This window comes from Ferranicluibacter rubi, assembly GCF_011603255.1.
Taxonomy (GTDB): domain Bacteria; phylum Pseudomonadota; class Alphaproteobacteria; order Rhizobiales; family Rhizobiaceae; genus Ferranicluibacter; species Ferranicluibacter rubi.
Window position 1 is genome coordinate 116,051 of sequence record NZ_JAANCM010000007.1, and the last position, 18,142, is coordinate 134,192.

The 18,142-nt window shown below is 56.9% G+C and carries 16 protein-coding genes and 6 pseudogenes; 14 read left to right on the forward strand and 8 right to left on the reverse strand.

Going from position 1 to position 18,142, the window contains the following annotated elements; translation table 11 throughout:
- The first annotated feature begins 326 nt into the window (after window positions 1-326).
- On the forward strand, window positions 327-1,517 hold the full coding sequence (fdhA, locus tag G8E10_RS14910; RefSeq protein WP_167129910.1) for a formaldehyde dehydrogenase, glutathione-independent: 1,191 nt from the start codon (window positions 327-329) through the stop codon (window positions 1,515-1,517).
- Between the two features lie 375 nt (window positions 1,518-1,892).
- Here the strand turns inward: fdhA and G8E10_RS14915 are convergent.
- Together G8E10_RS14915 and G8E10_RS26010 are read right to left on the reverse strand one after the other, a co-directional pair.
- Window positions 1,893-2,653, reverse strand: a protein-coding gene (locus G8E10_RS14915; protein ID WP_281517597.1) for an IS5 family transposase whose coding sequence is annotated in 2 segments (ribosomal slippage) — window positions 1,893-2,152 and window positions 2,152-2,653 — 762 coding nt in all. Because the reading frame shifts where the segments join, the coding sequence is not laid out codon by codon here.
- 67 nt (window positions 2,654-2,720) lie between these two features.
- A pseudogene (locus G8E10_RS26010) lies at window positions 2,721-2,956 on the reverse strand (IS5/IS1182 family transposase); the annotation flags it as partial.
- A gap of 366 nt (window positions 2,957-3,322) precedes the next feature.
- Here G8E10_RS26010 and gmd point away from each other — a divergent pair.
- From gmd to G8E10_RS26320, 3 genes are all read left to right on the forward strand, one after another.
- Window positions 3,323-4,465 carry a GDP-mannose 4,6-dehydratase gene (gene gmd, locus G8E10_RS14925; RefSeq protein ID WP_167129971.1) on the forward strand — a complete coding sequence of 381 codons (1,143 nt, stop codon included), beginning with the start codon at window positions 3,323-3,325 and terminating at the stop codon, window positions 4,463-4,465.
- Window positions 4,466-4,467: 2 nt separating this feature from the next.
- Window positions 4,468-5,427, forward strand: coding sequence for a GDP-L-fucose synthase (fcl, locus tag G8E10_RS14930; RefSeq protein ID WP_167129911.1), 960 nt, complete (start codon window positions 4,468-4,470; stop codon window positions 5,425-5,427).
- Between the two features lie 93 nt (window positions 5,428-5,520).
- The gene (locus G8E10_RS26320; protein WP_167129912.1) at window positions 5,521-5,763 is read left to right on the forward strand and encodes a helix-turn-helix domain-containing protein; all 243 of its coding nucleotides are present in this window, start codon (window positions 5,521-5,523) and stop codon (window positions 5,761-5,763) included.
- A gap of 75 nt (window positions 5,764-5,838) precedes the next feature.
- On the opposite strand, the pseudogene tnpC (G8E10_RS14940) reads toward G8E10_RS26320, so the two are convergent.
- The 4 genes and pseudogenes from tnpC (G8E10_RS14940) to G8E10_RS14955 all read right to left on the reverse strand — a co-directional run bounded on the left by tnpC (G8E10_RS14940) (window position 5,839) and on the right by G8E10_RS14955 (window position 9,885).
- A pseudogene (tnpC, locus tag G8E10_RS14940) lies at window positions 5,839-7,424 on the reverse strand (IS66 family transposase).
- A gap of 53 nt (window positions 7,425-7,477) precedes the next feature.
- The gene (tnpB, locus tag G8E10_RS14945) at window positions 7,478-7,831 is read right to left on the reverse strand and encodes an IS66 family insertion sequence element accessory protein TnpB (RefSeq protein WP_167129913.1); all 354 of its coding nucleotides are present in this window, start codon (window positions 7,829-7,831) and stop codon (window positions 7,478-7,480) included.
- The gene (tnpA, locus tag G8E10_RS14950) at window positions 7,824-8,258 is read right to left on the reverse strand and encodes an IS66-like element accessory protein TnpA (RefSeq protein WP_167129914.1); all 435 of its coding nucleotides are present in this window, start codon (window positions 8,256-8,258) and stop codon (window positions 7,824-7,826) included. Before tnpA (G8E10_RS14950) ends, tnpB (G8E10_RS14945) begins: the two co-directional genes overlap by 8 nt.
- A 181-nt stretch (window positions 8,259-8,439) precedes the next feature.
- Window positions 8,440-9,885: an IS1182 family transposase gene (locus G8E10_RS14955; protein WP_167129915.1), complete on the reverse strand. Its 1,446-nt coding sequence runs from the start codon at window positions 9,883-9,885 to the stop codon at window positions 8,440-8,442.
- Window positions 9,886-9,965: 80 nt separating this feature from the next.
- Between G8E10_RS14955 and tnpA (G8E10_RS14960) the strand changes: the two genes are divergently transcribed.
- The 7 genes and pseudogenes from tnpA (G8E10_RS14960) to tnpC (G8E10_RS14990) all read left to right on the forward strand — a co-directional run.
- On the forward strand, window positions 9,966-10,421 hold the full coding sequence (tnpA, locus tag G8E10_RS14960) for an IS66-like element accessory protein TnpA (RefSeq protein WP_167129916.1): 456 nt from the start codon (window positions 9,966-9,968) through the stop codon (window positions 10,419-10,421).
- Window positions 10,422-10,527: 106 nt separating this feature from the next.
- Entirely contained in the window at window positions 10,528-10,914 is a 387-nt protein-coding gene (locus tag G8E10_RS14965) for a transposase (protein ID WP_167129917.1), read from the forward strand.
- On the forward strand, window positions 10,911-11,255 hold the full coding sequence (gene tnpB, locus G8E10_RS14970; protein ID WP_110808505.1) for an IS66 family insertion sequence element accessory protein TnpB: 345 nt from the start codon (window positions 10,911-10,913) through the stop codon (window positions 11,253-11,255). The genes G8E10_RS14965 and tnpB (G8E10_RS14970) overlap by 4 nt, the downstream gene beginning before the upstream one ends.
- A gap of 75 nt (window positions 11,256-11,330) precedes the next feature.
- Window positions 11,331-12,761, forward strand: a pseudogene (gene tnpC / locus G8E10_RS14975) (IS66 family transposase); the annotation flags it as partial.
- A 91-nt stretch (window positions 12,762-12,852) separates the two neighbouring features.
- Complete coding sequence (tnpA, locus tag G8E10_RS14980) at window positions 12,853-13,239, forward strand: IS66-like element accessory protein TnpA (protein ID WP_110731357.1); 387 nt, start codon at window positions 12,853-12,855, stop codon at window positions 13,237-13,239.
- Window positions 13,236-13,583: an IS66 family insertion sequence element accessory protein TnpB gene (gene tnpB / locus G8E10_RS14985; RefSeq protein ID WP_207904077.1), complete on the forward strand. Its 348-nt coding sequence runs from the start codon at window positions 13,236-13,238 to the stop codon at window positions 13,581-13,583. Before tnpA (G8E10_RS14980) ends, tnpB (G8E10_RS14985) begins: the two co-directional genes overlap by 4 nt.
- Before the next feature lie 72 nt (window positions 13,584-13,655).
- Window positions 13,656-15,002: pseudogene (gene tnpC / locus G8E10_RS14990) on the forward strand (IS66 family transposase); the annotation flags it as partial.
- A 27-nt stretch (window positions 15,003-15,029) separates the two neighbouring features.
- On the opposite strand, the pseudogene G8E10_RS14995 reads toward tnpC (G8E10_RS14990), so the two are convergent.
- Window positions 15,030-17,102 (reverse strand): annotated as a pseudogene (locus tag G8E10_RS14995) (recombinase family protein).
- Window positions 17,089-17,268, reverse strand: a complete 180-nt coding sequence (locus G8E10_RS15000; protein ID WP_110803328.1) for a hypothetical protein — start codon at window positions 17,266-17,268, stop codon at window positions 17,089-17,091. Before G8E10_RS15000 ends, G8E10_RS14995 begins: the two are co-directional and overlap by 14 nt.
- Here G8E10_RS15000 and G8E10_RS15005 point away from each other — a divergent pair.
- The 3 genes and pseudogenes from G8E10_RS15005 to G8E10_RS15015 all read left to right on the forward strand — a co-directional run bounded on the left by G8E10_RS15005 (window position 17,246) and on the right by G8E10_RS15015 (window position 18,110).
- Entirely contained in the window at window positions 17,246-17,653 is a 408-nt protein-coding gene (locus G8E10_RS15005) for a hypothetical protein (protein WP_167129864.1), read from the forward strand. The genes G8E10_RS15000 and G8E10_RS15005 overlap by 23 nt on opposite strands.
- Window positions 17,575-17,805, forward strand: a pseudogene (locus G8E10_RS15010) (transposase domain-containing protein); the annotation flags it as partial. The gene G8E10_RS15005 and the pseudogene G8E10_RS15010, both read left to right, overlap by 79 nt.
- Entirely contained in the window at window positions 17,805-18,110 is a 306-nt protein-coding gene (locus G8E10_RS15015; protein WP_132665877.1) for a hypothetical protein, read from the forward strand. The pseudogene G8E10_RS15010 and the gene G8E10_RS15015, both read left to right, overlap by 1 nt.
- Window positions 18,111-18,142: the final 32 nt, after the last annotated feature.

An 18,142-nucleotide genomic window follows, 5' to 3' on the forward strand; every position in this document is an offset into this window, starting at 1 on the left:
CGTTTCGACAGCAATAATCTACCAATTTACTTGGGTAACGGGCAAGGACGTGCTCTGTTTGCCGGTACAAACGCAGCCACTGCCCGAAGTGCGCAATGTCGCCGCTTAAGGCGAGCATGTCGCTTCTCCGGGCGCATAGCCGGCCGGCGCGTGGTCTGCTGGTGCGTGTCCATGGAGGTGCCGCGGAGGAGCGGCAGGGCGTGAGGAAGGCTTATGCCACCGCCAGGGAGAGCCAGCTCGCGCGGATGCGATCGACGGTGCGCTTGATCCTAAACGGACGCCTGTTGCCACAGCCGGCAGCACAACACAGATGGAGGAGCCAAGACATGAGCAAGAACAGAGGCGTGGTCTACCTGAAGCCGGGCAAGGTCGAGGTGCGCGACATCGACGATCCGAAGCTCGAGGCGCCCGATGGCCGCCGCATCGAGCATGGGGTGATCCTCAAGGTCATCTCCACCAATATCTGCGGCTCCGACCAGCACATGGTGCGTGGCCGCACCTCCGCTCTTCCGGGCCTCGTGCTCGGCCACGAGATCACCGGCGAGGTGATCGAAAAGGGCGTCGACGTCGAGATGCTGGAAGTCGGCGACATCGTCTCCGTGCCCTTCAACGTCGCCTGCGGCCGCTGCCGCTGCTGCAAGTCGCAGGACACCGGCGTGTGCCTGACGGTCAACCCATCGCGCGCCGGCGGCGCCTATGGCTATGTCGACATGGGCGGCTGGATCGGCGGGCAGGCGCGCTACGTCACCATTCCCTATGCCGACTTCAACCTCTTAAAATTCCCCGACCGCGACCGGGCCATGTCGAAGATCCGCGACCTCACCATGCTCTCCGACATCCTGCCGACAGGCTTTCACGGCGCGGTGAAGGCGGGTGTCGGCGTCGGCTCCACCGTCTATGTCGCAGGTGCCGGCCCAGTGGGGCTAGCCGCCGCTGCCTCCGCCCGTATCCTGGGTGCGGCCGTCGTCATGATCGGTGATTTCAACAAAGAGCGCCTGGCGCATGCCGCAAAGGTCGGCTTCGAGCCGGTAGACCTCTCCAAAAGCGACCGGCTGGGCGATATGATCGCGCAGGTGATCGGCACGGACGAGGTTGACAGCGCCATCGATGCCGTAGGCTTCGAGGCTCGCGGCCATGCCGGCGGCGAGCAGCCGGCCATCGTGCTCAACCAGATGATGGAGATCACCCGCGCCGCCGGCTCGATCGGCATTCCCGGCCTCTACGTCACGGAAGACCCCGGCGCCGTAGACGATGCCGCCCGCCGCGGTAGTCTGTCGCTGCGCTTCGGCCTCGGCTGGGCCAAGGCGCAATCCTTCCACACCGGCCAGACGCCGGTGCTGAAGTACAACCGCCAACTCATGCAAGCGATCCTCCACGACCGCCTCCCCATCGCCGACATCGTTAACGCCAAGATCATTCCGCTGGATGATGCAGTGCAGGGGTATGAGAGCTTCGATCAGGGCGCGGCAATAAAGTACGTGTTGGACCCGCATGGCAAACTAGGTGCGGCGGCGTAGGGGCGCGGGTAGTTGCGAAGCTGTGACAGATCGTCTGTCGATATGGAATTCTTCTGCGGTGCTGTTGCGGCCAAACTGTTCACTTGGTAGGCCGGTCGATAGCTATCCAGCGCTGAAAAGCCATGCAAACATATGTTTGGAAAATCAGTTTACGGTCGGTCCAAGTTCATCTGCAATATCAAGACGTCGGCAATGGAGGGTTACCAGGATGCAAATGTTGGTGGTCACAGCAGTAGTGTGATACAGCGGCGTTGAAAGTATCATCTTCCGACGGGTTCGGTTGGTCGATGTGTAAAAGTCGGACTCGAAAAGGTTTCAACGATATCCGTATCCTGCCAGCCGTCTGGTGAGCATTCGGATGTGAGCGATGGTTATCTAGGCTTCTGCTGAAGCGATAGATGTCTCTAAGTCTTTCGCCAGTCTTCTGCATCGTCCCAGCCACGCGAAAGTCCGTTCAACGACCCAGCGGCGCGGGAGGATTTCAAAGCCTTTGGTTTTGTCGGAGCGCTTGATGATTTCGAGTGACCATTTGCCGATTTCCTGCAGCCGCTTTTTCAGCTTGTCGCCCGCATAGCCGCCGTCGGCAAAGACATGAAGGAGCCATGGCCAACGGTTGCGAATGGACTTTAGGAGATCGGGGCACCGTCACGGTCCTGGATATCGGCACTTTGCACCATGAGGCCGAGTGTATCGACAATGATGTGACGCTTGCGGCCCTTAATTTTCTTGCCCGCATCAAAGCCCCGGATACCACCGCTTTCGGTTGTTTTTACGCTTCGGCTATCGATGGCACCAGCCGTTGGCGAGGCCTCATTCCCCTCCAGTTCCCGCGCCTCCATGACGAGGTGATGGTTGATGCGTGACCAAACGCCCATGGCCCGCCATTCATAGAAATACCGCTGCACCGTGGAACAGGGCGGAAAATCCTTGGGCAGCATCCGCCACTGGCAACCTGTCAAGGCGATATAGAGAAGGGCGTTCACAATCTCCTGTAAATCGGTCTTGCGCGGACGACCCAAACGCCGTGGCGCGGGCATGAACGCCACAACAAAATTCCATTCGCGATCCGTAACGTCGCTTGCATATCGCAGCGTCCGACGGACATAATTCCGCCGGGTGGTTTCAGTCCACGCCATCGTGCCCTCCATCGAATCTTTGCAAATCCGACGGAAGCACAACTGGCTGAAAACACTCAATTCTTTTTGGGGGGCAGCCTCTCAGTAGCATCCGCGACTTGCAGCCCGTTAAAGCGTTATAAAGAAGGGCGTCCAAGACATCCCGCAGATCGGTCTTGCGCAGAGGTAAAGACGACGCCATGGCTTTGGCATGAAAGGAGCAACAGAGACCCATTCGCGATCTGTGACATCGCTTTCACACCGGCTTGTTCAACGGACATACTGCCGCTGGTTGGCTTCAGTACAGGCTCTCGTGCTCTGCATCTAATCTTCATAAATTCCAAGGAACCGCAACTAGATATATCGAATCCCCCTTTCGGAGCAGTATCTTATAAATAAGATCGTGCGTAATATATTTTTTGCACCGACTTTCCGGTAAAAATAGGGCTTAATTCGCTTTTATATTACATTGCGCGAGCGCCTCGGATGTTAACGGGTGTTAATGCTTCGTTACCGCTGTGTCGTTTGATGAGGGAAATCTCCGTCCCAGCGGATTAAAACTGCCTGAGCGCTGTTGCCCTAGAGGAGCTGCTAGGTTACTTGACAGTCGTTTGGTGGCCTAAAAATGAGACGTTGGTTTGGTCCCGAGATTTTTACAACGGCTGTGATGGCGAGTCCTTCGAGGGTTTTATGACTGATAAAGTGCAGAGTGGTGCCAAAGTTGCGTTAATCACAGGCGTAACAGGTCAGGATGGATCCTACTTGGCGGAGCTACTTCTTTCCAAAGGCTACGAGGTTCACGGCATCAAGCGCCGCGCCTCAATGTTCAACACTGCCCGTGTAGATCACATTTACGAAGACCCGCATCTTCAAAACGCGCGTTTTAAGTTGCATTACGGCGATTTGTCGGACACCTCAAATTTAACACGTATTATCCGGGATATTGAGCCAGACGAGGTCTACAACCTTGGTGCTCAGTCTCATGTTGCCGTCAGTTTCGAGGCGCCCGAATACACTGCTGACGTGGATGCTATCGGAACGCTACGACTGTTAGAGGCAATTCGGTTTTTAGGGCTAGAGAAAAAGGCGAGATTTTACCAAGCTTCAACATCAGAGCTTTATGGCCTAGTTCAAGAAACGCCGCAGCGCGAGACAACGCCATTTTATCCCCGCTCGCCCTATGCTGTTGCTAAACTTTACGCTTATTGGATCACTGTGAACTATCGCGAAGCTTACGGTATGTATGCCTGCAATGGAATATTGTTTAATCATGAGTCTCCACGTCGCGGCGAGACGTTTGTGACGCGGAAGATCACCAGAGGACTTTCCAACATCGCGATGGGGCTGGAAACATGCTTGTTTATGGGTAATATCGACAGTCTCCGTGATTGGGGTCACGCAAAAGACTACGTGCGAATGCAGTGGATGATGCTGCAGCAGGACGAGCCGGAAGACTTCGTTATTTCAACTGGATTGCAATACTCAGTTAGAGATTTTATTCACTGGACAGCAAACGAACTCGGTCTCATTTTAGAGTTTTCGGGAGAGGGAATTGAAGAAATTGCTACGGTCGCTTCAGTTCGAGGTGATCTAGCTCCAGCGCTCAAGGTTGGAGACGTAGTTATGAGAATTGATCAGCGATATTTCCGCCCAGCCGAGGTGGAAACACTTCTTGGTAGCTCCGATAAAGCCAAGAAGAAGCTCGGTTGGGTTCCGGAGATTACCGCAGAAGAAATGTGCGCCGAAATGGTAGCGAATGACCATAGAGCAGCGCGACGTCACGCTCTACTGAAAGAACATGGACTCGAACTACCGGTAAGCCTAGAGGGTTGAATATGCTGTATGATTTGAGGGGTAAGAGAGTTTACGTCGCTGGTCATCGTGGCATGGTAGGCTCAGCTATCGTTCGACGTCTAGCATTGGAGAGTTGCCAAGTTCTCACTGCGAGTCGAGCAGAATTAGATCTTACTCGCCAGGCTGATGTTGAAGCGTGGATGAAAAAAAGCCGCCCGGATGTTGTGGTTTTAGCCGCGGCAAAGGTTGGGGGTATTCTTGCCAACGACACCTATCCAGCCGATTTTCTCTACGAGAATTTGATTTTGGAAGCCAACATCATCCACTCCGCTCATCGAGTAGGAGTGGAAAAGCTTCTTTTCCTAGGATCATCGTGCATTTATCCAAAGCACGCTCAGCAGCCAATTAGGGAAGAAGCATTACTAACGGGAACGCTAGAGGAAACTAATGAGTGGTATGCGGTCGCAAAGATCGCGGGGATCAAACTATGCCAAGCTTATCGTCGCCAGCATGGAAACGATTTCATCTCTGCGATGCCTACAAATCTTTATGGTCGTGGCGACAACTTCGATCTAAAATCAAGTCATGTGATGCCAGCGTTGATTCGCAAGTCGCACGAGGCAAAGATTTCCGGCGCCTCTGAAATTATCATGTGGGGAACAGGCACACCTCGCCGCGAATTCCTCCACGTTGATGACTGCGCCAGTGCATGTGTACACTTGATAAAGTTTTATTCCGATGAGCTACACGTCAATGTTGGGTCCGGCAGGGATATAACTGTCTTAGAACTGACTCAGCTTGTGGCCAAAATCGTGGGCTTCAAAGGGTCTATCAACCACGATCTTAGTAAGCCGGACGGAACAGCGCGAAAACTTATGAGTGCTGACAGGCTACGCTCTCTAGGGTGGGCTCCTACTGTATCGCTGGAGAAGGGTATTGCGGATACATACGAGGCTTTTCTAGCTGGGAATTATTTGGAGCGAAACTCAATTCGGCCGTGATTTATGCTCTCCCTAGAGCGTCGGGCGCCTTTTGAGAATCCGGCGGCTCCTTTGGTTTCGATTTCATGATTCAACATGGCAGGAGGACTTGCCATGTCTCGCGCCTATTCATTGGACCTTCGCCAGCGGATTGTTGATGCGATAACGCAGGGCGAAACGCGCCGAGCAGCAGCTGCTGCCTTCAAAGTTTCGCCGGCCACGGCTGTTCGGCTCAAGCAGCGAGCGGATCGAACAGGTTCGGTCGAGCCGTCCCGGCGAGGACGGCCTGGCGGGGGCGGCAAATTGGGTCCTTACCAGGATGCCATTATCGCCGAGGTAGAGGCCCAAGCGGAGTAAGCGCAATTTTCGATGCACCTTGACGGCTGCGGCAGCGCTGAACCGCCATCACACCGATTTTGATATCCAGGTCTATTACGCCGCAGTGGTCGTGGCGTAGTTGAACGGCAGCAGGTCGTCGATTTCGGCCGCTTCGTCCCGCTGCGGCAACTCAGTGAGCACATAGCGCAGCCAGGTGAGTGGGTCGACGCCACATGCGCGGCAAGTCAGCATCAAACTGTAGACCACTGCGCTGGCCTTGGCTCCGTCAGCGGTGTCGCTGAACAACCACGATTTTCTTCCTGTCGCAAAGACCCTGATGTCACGCTCCAGAATGTTGTTATCGATCGGCATCCTGCCGTCGGTGATATAGCGCGTCAGATAATCCCATTGATTGAGGGTGTAGGACACTGCATCGCCGAGCTTTGTATCCGGCACAATCTTCGGCGCGATATTGTCAAGCCATGCCTTTAGAGCGTTCAGGACCGGCAAGCTGTGCTGTTGCCGGAACGGCGAATACAATCGGCCTGCGTTTCATCGGCGTCGGGCTTTTTGTCTGCCTGTTTTTCGATCCGGTAGAGCTGCTCGAAGAACCGGAGTGCCTGTTCCGGCGGTCCGCCTCCATTCTTTCTGGTTTTAAGTGCCTCGACAAAGCGCCGCCGGGAATGCGCCATGCAGCCGACATGGGTGGCATCATCGAAGGCGCGCCAGGCTGTGTAGCCATCCGTCATGAGTATGCCGCGGTATTTGCCAAGGAAGGTCTGTGGGTGAATCTGACCGCGGCCGGGCTGGTAGTCGAGAAGCACGATCGGCTCGTCACTATCCTCGCCGCTGCGATAAGCCCACATATACGATGTGCTGGTGGCTTCCTTATTCTTTTCCTTGAGGACCTGAACGGTCGTCTCATCACCGTGAATGAGAGGCTGCGACCTGAGCCGCAATCTCAGCGCATCATAGATGCGGTGAAGATGCTTCTCGCTCGAGCCGATCACCCAGTGAGCGAGAGCGCCTCGGCTGATCGGAACGCCGGCACGCTCGAATGTCTGAGCCACGCGGTAGAGCGGCGTGCCATCGACGTATTTGTGGACGAGCGCGAAAGCCAGTGTCGAGGCGGTGGCGATGCTGCCCGGCAGGGGCTGCGTCGGCATCGGAGCGATCACGACAGGCGTATTGATCCCGGTGCGGTCGCAATGGCGGCAGGCATACTTGAACCGCACGTTCTGCAAGACTTTTGCCTTGACTTCGATATGGAGCTGCTCGGTGACGGCCTCGCCCATTCGATGCATTTGACTGTCGCAGCAAGGGCAAGCTTTCTGATCGTCGGCAAGGTCATATTCGACACGCTCGCGTGGCAAATCTTCCGGTAGAGGCCTTCTGCCACGCTTCTTTCCCGTGGTGCTTTGGACCACCGGCAAGCCTGTATCCGGGAGATCGGCGACCGCGTCGCCATAATCAGGATCATTCTCGTCCGCGGCCTCTTCGGCCTCGTTGAAGATGCGATCAATGTGCTTTTCGCTGCGGGGGGCAAAACGATGGAGCCTTGCAAGCGCCAGTTCTTCTTCAAGCTTGACGACCCGCTGCGAGAGGGCCTCCTTCTCGGCTTTGAGCGCAGCAATTTCGGCGGCGTTGGCCGCCAACTGCGCCATCAGCTCTGCAACGCTCAGTTCGCCGGTTCGGGTCATCCCAGTTTTGAATCTGAGCCGCGCCGCCGCGTCAATAGCTCAATTCGCCACCTTTAGCCGGCGATCTGATACTGCCACACGGGATGGCGGATCATCGCATCGATATCGATCCCGTCGAGGATCCAGTGCAGTTGCTCGGTCGTCAGTGTGACCACCGTCACCTCTCCGCGCGGCCATCGGAACTTGTCTTCGGTCAACCGCTTCAGGATGAGCACGAAGCCCGAGCGATCGAAGAATAGCAGCTTCACCCGGTCACGCCGGCGGTTGCAGAAGGCAAACACTGCAGGAGCAAACGGGTCCAGCGCCATCGTCTCCTGGACCAGGACCGCAAGGCTATTGATGCCGGCCCGGAAGTCGATCGGTTCGCGATGCAGATAGACTTGAAGATCAGCGCCAAGCTTAAACATGACCCAGAGCTCCGATGATTGCCGTCAATGCGTTGAGATCGCGGCACTCCAGCGTCAATCTCACACCATTCGGCAATGATACACTCACCTTCGCTGGAGAGGCCAGCGGGTCGCTCCTCCCCGTCGTCGGCAATCGCTCTTCGCGATCCGTGGCAGGCATCTCAATGGCGAACTCGCTGCTCGGGGCGGCAATCTGAACCGGAATAAACGCAGATGTCGAAGACGGCGATAATGGATGTGCCGGGGTATGTTTCCTGATCCATTTCCAAACGAGGTTCGCGTTGACCCCGTGTTCTCGCGCAAGTTTCGATACTGATGCGCCGGGTTCAAGGCAGGCCGCAACGAGGCGATCTTTTGAACCTTGATCGAAGCGCCGTCTTCCATTCCGACCAACCAGCCGCACAGCGAGTTTTTGACCTTCACCCATACTTGGTGTCCACCTTTTTTCAGACCGTCCTAAAACGTCGAAGGATCGGGTGATACGCGGACTCGTCTTGGACCGATGAGGAATTCTTGGGAATTTCTCTCATTAACGCGATTGGGGCAGTAGGAGACCAAAATGTAGTATCTTAATGGATTTTCCTGCGCTCAAAACGCAGATTTCCCGATTATGCCTTCATAGCGCCTATCAGATCCGGGATGCTAACAAGGGCGATTGCCCTTCTGATATTATAGGCGACTGCAGTTAGGCTAAACTCTCCCTGAACGTGGTTCAGCCCACGCATCAGGAACGCGCCTTGGTTCATCCATTGCTTAATAGTCCCAAACGGATGCTCAACGCTTTCCTTTCTCTGACTCATAATATTTGGACGTTGGCTCAGCCTTTCCGCCATGCGATCAAGAACAGCTGCATTCTCCAGGCGCATGATCTGTCGAAAGGCAGTTGGCGTGCATCTGTTTTTGATGGCACATGATTGGCAGGCGATGCGGTTTGCAAAATAGGTTCTTGCAAGACCTCGTTTTTTACCACTCCGACGAGGAGACATGACTGCGCCATTGGGGCAGATATAGGCGTTTATATCTGGCTGGTAGGTGAACTTCCCCTTCGAGAAAAACCCATCATCTATTGTCGATCCACGGTTTGGTCTTGGCACATAGGCGGTGACGCCAGCCTTCTCGCAAGCTTCTATGTCTTCGATCTTGTAATAGCCACGATCGGCAACTGCCTCGATCTGCTCGACACCGAGTAGCTGCATGGCCGACTCAACGGTCGGCGCCAGCAAGCCGATATCGAGAACATTGTTGCTGACTTTTTCCTCAGCGATCAGCTTATGCTTCACGTCAACTGCCCGCTGAACGTTGTACCCAACCCCAACTTTCATCATATTCGGCATAGCCCTGCTATCTGGATCCGTCAGCGATATCTGATCCTCACCTGTGCGGTCCAGCTCGGCAAGCAAACTGCTGAACTTCTGCCGCCTCGTCCTGAGCGCCGCAATCTTCTTCTCAGTGTCACTGCTTCTACCGGTCGAACGGATATTACTGGCCGCTTTCTCCTCGTCGGCATCACCGTCATCAAGCGCTTTCACATAGTCGGAAAGTTTTTCGTCGGCGCGACGTACAAGATCCAACAGCTTTGTGCGCGTGAAGTTGCGATGCCTATTATTGACCGCCTTGATGCGCGTACCATCCACGGCAAGCATTTCCCTGCCGAACAAATCGAGCCGACGACAGACGATGGCAAACTCGCGGAAAATTTGCTTGAAGGCTGCGCAATTCACTCGGCGAAAAGATGCGATTGTCCGATAATCAGGTTTCAGATGGCGCAGCAGCCAGATCACCTCGATATTACGGCGGGTTTCTGCTTCCAGCTTTCGGCTCGAACGTACCCGATTCAAATATCCGTAGAGATAAAGTTTAAGCAGATCAGCCGGATCGTAGCCGGGGCGGCCCGTCTCTTTTGCCGTTACGCGGGAAAACCCAGCGGCGACAAGATCAATGCTATCCACAAAGGCCTCAATGAGGCGAACCGGATTGTCCGATCCGACATAGTCATCAACCGCTTCGGGGAGAAGCAGCAGCTGCGAACGGTCTGAGCCAGATAAATGTGCCATGTAAACAACATACTACGGTTCACTTGCCGTTGGAATCCCGAGGAGTTTTTGCACAGTCTGAAAATAGGTGGACACCAAACATGAGTGACGAAGAGCAGAAACTGCGCGTGCGGTTGGTGGGGCGTGATGGACGACGCCGCTATGATCGGGGATCAAAGGAGCGGCTTGTTGCGGCCTGCCTTCAGCCTGGTGTGTCGATATCCGGCCTTGCGCTTATGCATGGGATCAATGCCAACCTACTGCGCAAATGGGTCAAGGATGCCAGGGAGGCTGGCTTGTCGGCGGGATCTGCAAGCTCACCGTTTATCCCGGTCGTCGCAGCAGACTGTAGCCTGCCTGTCGGGATGCGCCCGCTGGATATCACGGTCGCGGATAGCGAAGAACACCCTGCATCACGGGGCAAGGCTAATCTGTCGGGTTCTTCCACAATCAGTGCATGCTTGCCGAATGGAGTGAAGCTCACGCCGCAATCCGGTGATGTGGATTCGTTGACGCCGATCATTGGAGTGCCTTGCCATGTTCAGACTGGGCGCTGATCTGAAGGTCTACATGCACCGTGAGCAGAGTAAGCGCGTAGTGCACCCCACGTATCATTCGGACTGCTGATCGGCGATTTTCTGCATGAGTCATGCGGAGAGTCCTATGAATGATAGTGTGAATCAGCCTCGATCCTTTGAGGTTTTGACGGCAGAACGAGTCCGACGTCGGCGCAAGCCGCGGGATTGGTCGGATGACGAAAAGGCGCGGATCGTCGCCGCGACGCTGCAGCCTGGGGCCAATGTCTCGGCGGTTGCCCGGTCTGAAGGCTTGGATCCCTCGCAGCTTTACGGGTGGCGTCGCAACGCACTGGCATCGGGAGTTGTTGCGCCCCTGACGGAGAGAACGGGCAAGGAGATCAAGTTCGCCCGCGTTGAAACGGTCAGCAGCTCTGCGGTGGAAATCGTCATCGGCGATATCATGGTGCGCCTCAGCGACGATTTTGACCCTGATCACCTGGTGAAGGTTCTGCAGGCGGTTCGCAAGGCATGATCGCGTCGGGTGTGGTGGTTTATGTGTCGTGCCAGCCGATCGACTTCCGCAAGGGAGCCGCCTCCTTGATGGCGCTGGTGAGGGATGGCGGTCTCGATCCTTTCAATGGCGCGCTTTACGTCTTCCGGTCGAAACGGGCCGATCGTATTCGTATAGTCTGGTGGGATGGCAGTGGTGTTTGCCTCTATTCGAAAACCTTGGAAGATCAAGGCTTCTGCTGGCCGGGCATATCGGCGGCACGGATACGTCTGGACCATTCTCAGCTTATGGCATTGCTGGCCGGAATGGATTGGAAAAAGATCCGCCCGACCAAGGTCAGGCGGCCCCTGTTGACGGGCTGACAGCGCCTGCGGCAAGATGAATCATGCCGCTGTAATGGTTGGGAAAACGGCTGTTTTTGTGCTCTAATCCTTCCCATGGATTTGCCCCTTCACGACCTGCCGGACGACGTTGACGCGCTGAAAGCGATGGTTCTTGCGCTGGCCCGCGAACAAGCCGTCAAGGAGGCCCGGCTTGTCGCCGCCGAAGCTGAGATCGCCCGCCTGGAAGCCGTCGAGAAGAGCGCCAACGAGCGGATCACCAATCTCACATCGATCCTGAAGGTTCTGCAGCGCACACAACATGGCACCCGTTCCGAGCGGCTGCGCCTTGGCGTCAATGAGGAACAGGTGTCCTTTGCCTTCGAGGAAGTCGAGACCGGCCTTTCGGCAATCCAGAGCGAGCTTGATCACGCGGCTAAAGACAAGCCGAAACGAGCACCACGTCCGCGCAAGGGTTTTGCCGTTCATCTCGAACGCATCGAGGAGGTGATCGAGCCGGAGATCCCGGCCGGCTGCAAGGGACTGGAAAAGGTCCTGATCGGTGAGGATCGCTCCGAACGGCTGGATGTCGTGCCGCCGAAGTTCCGGGTCATCGTGACGCGCCGCCCCAAATACGCCTTCCGCGGCCACGATGGTGTGCTCCAGGCTTTGGCACCGGCGCACATCATCGAAAGCGGCCTGCCGACGGAGCGACTGCTCGCCTATATCGCCGTCTCCAAATACGCCGACGGCCTTCCGCTTTACCGGCAGGAAGCAATCTATCTACGCGACGGTGTCGAGATCAGCCGATCGGTGATGGCCCAGTGGATGGGGCATCTGGGCTTCGAACTTCAGATTTGCGCCGATTATATCCTCGAGCGCGTCAAGGAGGGAGAAAGGGTCTTCGCCGACGAGACGACCTTGCCCACGCTTGCGCCCGGTTCGGGGAAAACGACGAAAGCATGGCTTTGGGCTTATGCTCGCGATGATAGACCCTATGGCGGAACCAGCCCGCCGATGGTTGCCTATCGTTTTGAGGATAGTAGGGGCGCTGATTGCGTGGCGCGGCATCTCTCCGGGTTCAGCGGCATCCTGCAAGTTGACGGATACTCGGCCTATACCAGTCTGGCCAAGACGCGTGCCAAAGCCGGCAGCAATGAAACGATCCATCTCGCAGGGTGTTGGGCGCATCTTCGCCGCAAGTTTTACGACTTTCACATCAGCGGTGTCTCGAAGGCTGCAACGGATACGATCATCGCGATGACCGAGTTGTGGCAGATCGAGGATGAGGCCCGCGGTCGGGATGCCGACAGCCGCTCCACACTGCGTCAGGAAAAATCTGCAACCATCGTCTCCGGCCTCTTTGATCTTTGGGAAAAGGAACTGGGCAAGGTCTCTGGCAAGTCCAAGACCGCCGAGGCGATCCGCTACGCACTCACCCGGCGCGAGGCGCTGGAACGCTTTCTGACTGACGGGCGGGTCGAGATCGACTCAAATATTGTCGAACGTGCCATCAGGCCGCAAACGATCACGAGAAAAAACAGTCTATTGTGAGCGTCCGGTGAGCCGGTTTTGGTCGTGTGCATAATTGGCGCAAGTTACGTCACAGATGATTCATTTGTGACGTAACAGGGTATGAATGGCCAAGGTTGAGATCCTGACGGGTACGGAGCGACAGCGGCGGTGGTCGACAGAGCAGAAGCTTTCGATATTGCGCGAAGCATTCAGCGCGGATGGCAACGTTTCGGACGTGGCACGTCGGCACGACGTTCTTCCGCAGCAGATTTACGCCTGGCGAAGGAAACTCTTGCCACCCGAACTGAAACCTTCAGAGACCGTATCGTTCGTCCCGGTGTCGCTTGTCGGGGGCTCTGAGAGCTTAAGTGACGGCTCCAAGAGGAGCGGCGCTCGGTCTCGATGGAAAGACGTTGAAATTGTCCTGAGGAATGGCCGCTTGCTGAGAATTGCGGCGGACATGGATCTCGAGCTGCTATCGTCGCTGGTGGCCTGTCTGGAGGCGGCGTGATCGGGCCTTCCGGGAATGTGCGGGTCTATCTGGCCTGCGGAGTGACCGACATGCGGCGTGGCATTGATGGTCTGTCGGCGCTGGTTGAGACGGTCGTGAAGGAGGCACCGGGCTCGGGTGCGATCTTCGGCTTCCGCGGAAAGCGCGCCGATCGGATCAAGCTTCTCTGGTGGGATGGCCAAGGGTTTTGCCTATTTTACAAGGTTCTTGAACGCGGATACTTTCCCTGGCCGACGGCGAAAGAAGGCGTTGCGCACCTGACGCAGGCGCAGCTTTCGATGCTTGTGGAAGGGATCGACTGGCGCCGGCCGGCGTGGACTTCCGCTCCCGGTCGAACGGGATAAAAGCTATATTTTGCAGGGAGATCCGGGGCAAAATACTGGCGATTTTGGCGCAAATCGGCTACATTTGCGGGTATGGAAACAACGCCGCTGGACAGTCAGGACGAGCTATCTGTTTTGCGCGCACTCGTCGCGGAACAGGCGGCGAAACTTGAGAGCCAGCAAGCCGAAGTCAGCAAGCGAGACTCCATTATCGGGCTCCTGCGCGCGCAACTGGAGCTGCTCCGCCATCGGCAGCATGGCGCTTCTTCGGAAAAGATCGACCGGAAGATCGAGCAGTTTGAGCTGATGCTGGAGGAGATCGAGGCCTCCCGTGCCGAGGCTGAGATGCGCTCCGGGAAAGCTCCTCTGCCGGAGTTGGATGACGCGCCGGACAAGCCGAAGCGCAAGCCATTGCCCGATGGTCTTCCAACTGAAGAGCTGGTCTATGCGGCGCCCTGCAATTGCCCGACCTGTGGTGGCACCTCGTTCCTGAAGGCGGCCGACAGGGTGGTCCAGGTGCTGGAGCACGTGCCTGCGTCCATAAAGATTGTCCGCCATGTCGAAAAGCGCATGATCTGCAGGGAGTGCGACACGACGGTAGCGGGTGAGATGCCGACCCTGCCGATCGAGCGCGGCAAGCCCGGACCAGGATTGCTGGCCCATATCATGGTCGCCAAATTCGATGATCACATCCCCCTCTACCGCCTATCCGAGATGTACGACCGGCTGGGCATAGACATCTCCCGCTCCGTCATGGCGGACTGGGTCGGCCGCGTCTCCGTTCTACTGGCTCCTCTTATCTTGCTGATCAGAGCCCATATCGCCGCGCTCGACCGAATACATACGGACGATACCCCGGTCGATGTTCTTGACCCCGGGCGGGGCAAGACAAAAACCGGCAGGGTCTGGGTCTATGTCTTCGATGGAAGCGGTTACCAAGATCCCACTCCCGGCGCGATCGCCTATTACTATAGCCCCGACCGCAAGGGCGTGCATCCGGCTGACCATCTCGCAAACTTCAGCGGTGTGATGCATGCCGATGGCTATGGCGGCTACAAGAAGCTTTACGGCAACCAGATCATCGAGGCCGCCTGCATGGCGCATGTGCGCCGCAAGTTCCATGACGTGATCAAGCTGAAGCCGTCACCGATCGCAGACGAAGCGCTATCGCGCATCGGCGCGCTCTACGATGTCGAGGATCGCATCCGCGGCATGTCGGCTGACGAGCGACGCAAACTGCGCCAACAACATGCCAAGCCCATACTGGGAGAGCTGAAGGTCTGGATCGAAGCGACTCTCCCGACACTGCCACAGAAGCAGAAGCTTGCTGAAGCGATGCGATATGCCCTCTCGCGGTGGGCAGCGTTGAGCGTTTACATCGACGATGGCCGTGTTGAGATCGACAACAACATAGCCGAGCGCGCTATGAGACCGCTTGGCGGACCTGAGTCATTATGCACTCCTTCTCTAACTATCTGTAAACATTGGAAGCGTGTCGGCGTCAGCAAGGCGACACGGGCGACCCTTACGCGCCATCGCAGTTCGGACGGCCGCAGAATTGAGGTCGCAGGCGCGGATTTGATACGGCGCGCCGGGAACCACCTGCTCGGCAGACAACGCCTTCGTCTTGATCAGATGTCGAATCCGATGATTGGTCACGCCCAACACTGCCGCAGCCTCGGTCATGGTCAGCCATTCGCCGTCTTTGTCGGCTGATTTGTAGGCGTGGATGGCGCGTACCCGCCTTACCGAAGCGACACGGTGCGCGGTCCAGGTTTTTCCTTGCCCGGTAGGCATGCCCATTCGATTAAGCGACGCGGCGATATGTTCATCGGACCAGCGGCCAGCCATGCTCCGCATCACCGCCAGAGCATCCTCTGCGGTGGCGCATCCATGTTCGCCACTCTGAGGTTTGCGGACCCTGAGCTCTGAATGCTGACCACCCTTCCAATGGATCGTCAGCACCACGTCACGCACCGCATCGTCGACATCAACGACAATGTCGGCGATGAGCGTGCGCAGCAGTTGTTGGCGCACGCGCATGGTCACATCCGGCGAATCCCAGGCCGACTGCAGATTGTCAGCCAAGTTCGCGAAGGTGGCTGGGTCGACCTCGATGGTCGAAGGACTTTCGGCAGGCTTGCGCCCTTCCAGATCCCGCACACGGCGGAGCGCTGTTTCCCAATTCTTCTCAAGCTGCGCGGCAATGAGGCGGTTGTCGGGATCGCATGCCGCATAACGCCGCTCGGCAAGGCTTGCCTCGTAGCGGGCCTGCCGCAGTTCCAGGTCGTGGATGTGGTGCTGTTCTTCCTGTCGCTCCCGGTGCATCCGCTCCGCTTCAAAAGTCGCCTCGATCGCCAATGGTTCTACCGCGCGCAACAACTCGCGCGCAACCGCCGCATCGACCCGCGGACCGCCGAACGTCATGCATCGAGGCAAGCCCATCATCAGGTTCGGTTTGTCGCAGCGATAGACGGGCCGGCTTTGCGGATTTCCCGTATATGCAACACTCAGCCGCCGTCCACACCGACCGCAGTTCAGGAGGCCCGATAGCAATGCTCTGCCGCCGCGGCCTGATTTGGTCCCGCCCGAGCGACCATAATTGTTCAGCGCCAGTTGTTGTTGGTTACGCTCGTACTCTTCCCAACTGATGTAACCTTCGTGATGATCCCGGATCATCACTTCCCAGGTGCCAACCGGCTTGCCATGCCCGTAGCTGCGCCGTGCCCTCCCATCGATGATGGTAGTCCGCTTCTCGCTCTTTCCATAGACGTAGACGCCGGCATAGAAGGGATTCTTCAGGATGCCGATGACATTCCGATAACGGACTGGGGTCCAAACAAAGCTGGTCATGCGACCTTCGTCCGACGGTCACGGGAAGTGGATATTGTCCCGTGTCATCGACAAGAGCACTTGGCGTGCGCTTCCAAGCTCATGGAAGCGGGCGAAGATCGACCGGATCACCTCCTGCAGCCGCAGATCCGGATCAAGCCCGAGCCCCGCTTCTCGATGCCAAATGTAACCGAATGGAACGGAAAGGCGCAATTCTCCACGGCGCGCCTTCGATCTGGCGGCATCGAGCATTCGGGCTCTTAGCACGCCAAGTTCGAACTCGCTGATACTTCCCTTCATGCCCAACAGGAGCCGATCATTGGGTCTGCACGGATTGTAAACGCCGTCATGGTCAATGACGCGAGCTTCGACCAGGCCGCATAGTTCGAGCAGGTGATGCCAATCGCGGCCGTTGCGGGCGAGCCGAGAGGCATCGAAGCATAAAACGGCACCAACTTGGCCGGCACATAAAAGGGCGACAAGACGGTCGAAGCCGGGACGCGCGACCGTTCCGCTTGCGGAGCGTCCGAGATCATCGTCTATGGTCTCGATGTCGCTGAAGCCGTGTTGTCGCGCAACGTCAACAAGATCATACTGACGTCGCTGGCTTTCCAGATTGTTCATAACCTGCGACTGAGAGGACTGACGCACGTAGACGACGGCCTTGCGCGTGAGCAGGCCTGTCGGAATGAAATCAGTGCTGGTCATCGTTAAACTCCTCGACGACAAGACCGGCGGCCTGCATCAACAGGCAAGCCAGCGTCAATATCGCCTTCTTGCGATCCTTCTCGCTCAGTCCGTCGAGCGTCTGGGTTTTGAACATCAGGTCGAGCTGCCGGCCGGACGCCGGCATGAGCGTATTGCGGGATCTCATGATGGTCCTCCTGAGTGATTCTAAGTCCACTTCGGAAGACTGCAGGCTTGTCGGTCCTGGTGACCAGCCTGTTCAATTCGATCAGCGCCACCAGATCGACGCCTGGCGGTCCCATGATCATGCCGCCGCAGACCACGGGATCGATCATCCACCCGGCAATCGAAACCACGACGCCTTGCGGCCCCAAAACCTTCAGAAATCGACCTGTCGCGCGTTCTTCGACACGCCGAACGATTGCCTTCTGGCCGAAATACGGATGCCAGCGATAATGAACCTCGACTTCATCGCCGACATGGGCAGAATGAACGGGGAATGGGAATCGGAAGAAAAAATTGGCTCTTCGCCGGGTCGGACAAGGGTGGTGAGCGCATCGCCAACATCCTGACCATTATCGAGACTGCCAAACTCCGTGGTCATAATCCGGAGGCCTATCTCACAGACGTCCTGACCAGAATCCAGGGGCACCCCAAGGATCGACTTGCGGAACTGCTACCCTGGCAGTGGGCGCCGGCGAAAGACCTATACGACGCTGCGTGATGGCACGATCGCGGTTCATCTACACGCTTAAAGAAGTTGCCCGCGTGATCGGCGAGAACCTCGAACTGATCGAGGAAATCACCGCCAACTCGGACAACATCGCCGAGGGCGAATTGGTGTATGTCCGTGATGGCAGTGAAGATGGCACAAAAGGCCTGACCGAAAACGGAATTGACGATCTTCAAGCTCTGCTCGCCGACATACGGACCTGGGATGGTGGTATCCGCCAGTTCCTTGTCGATGAACAATGCGATCCCGAGATGATAGAGCGTGTCATGGCTGATGAGGCAAAGCGCATCCCATAGCCGCCCGCTCGACCAGACGAAAATGCGTTCGC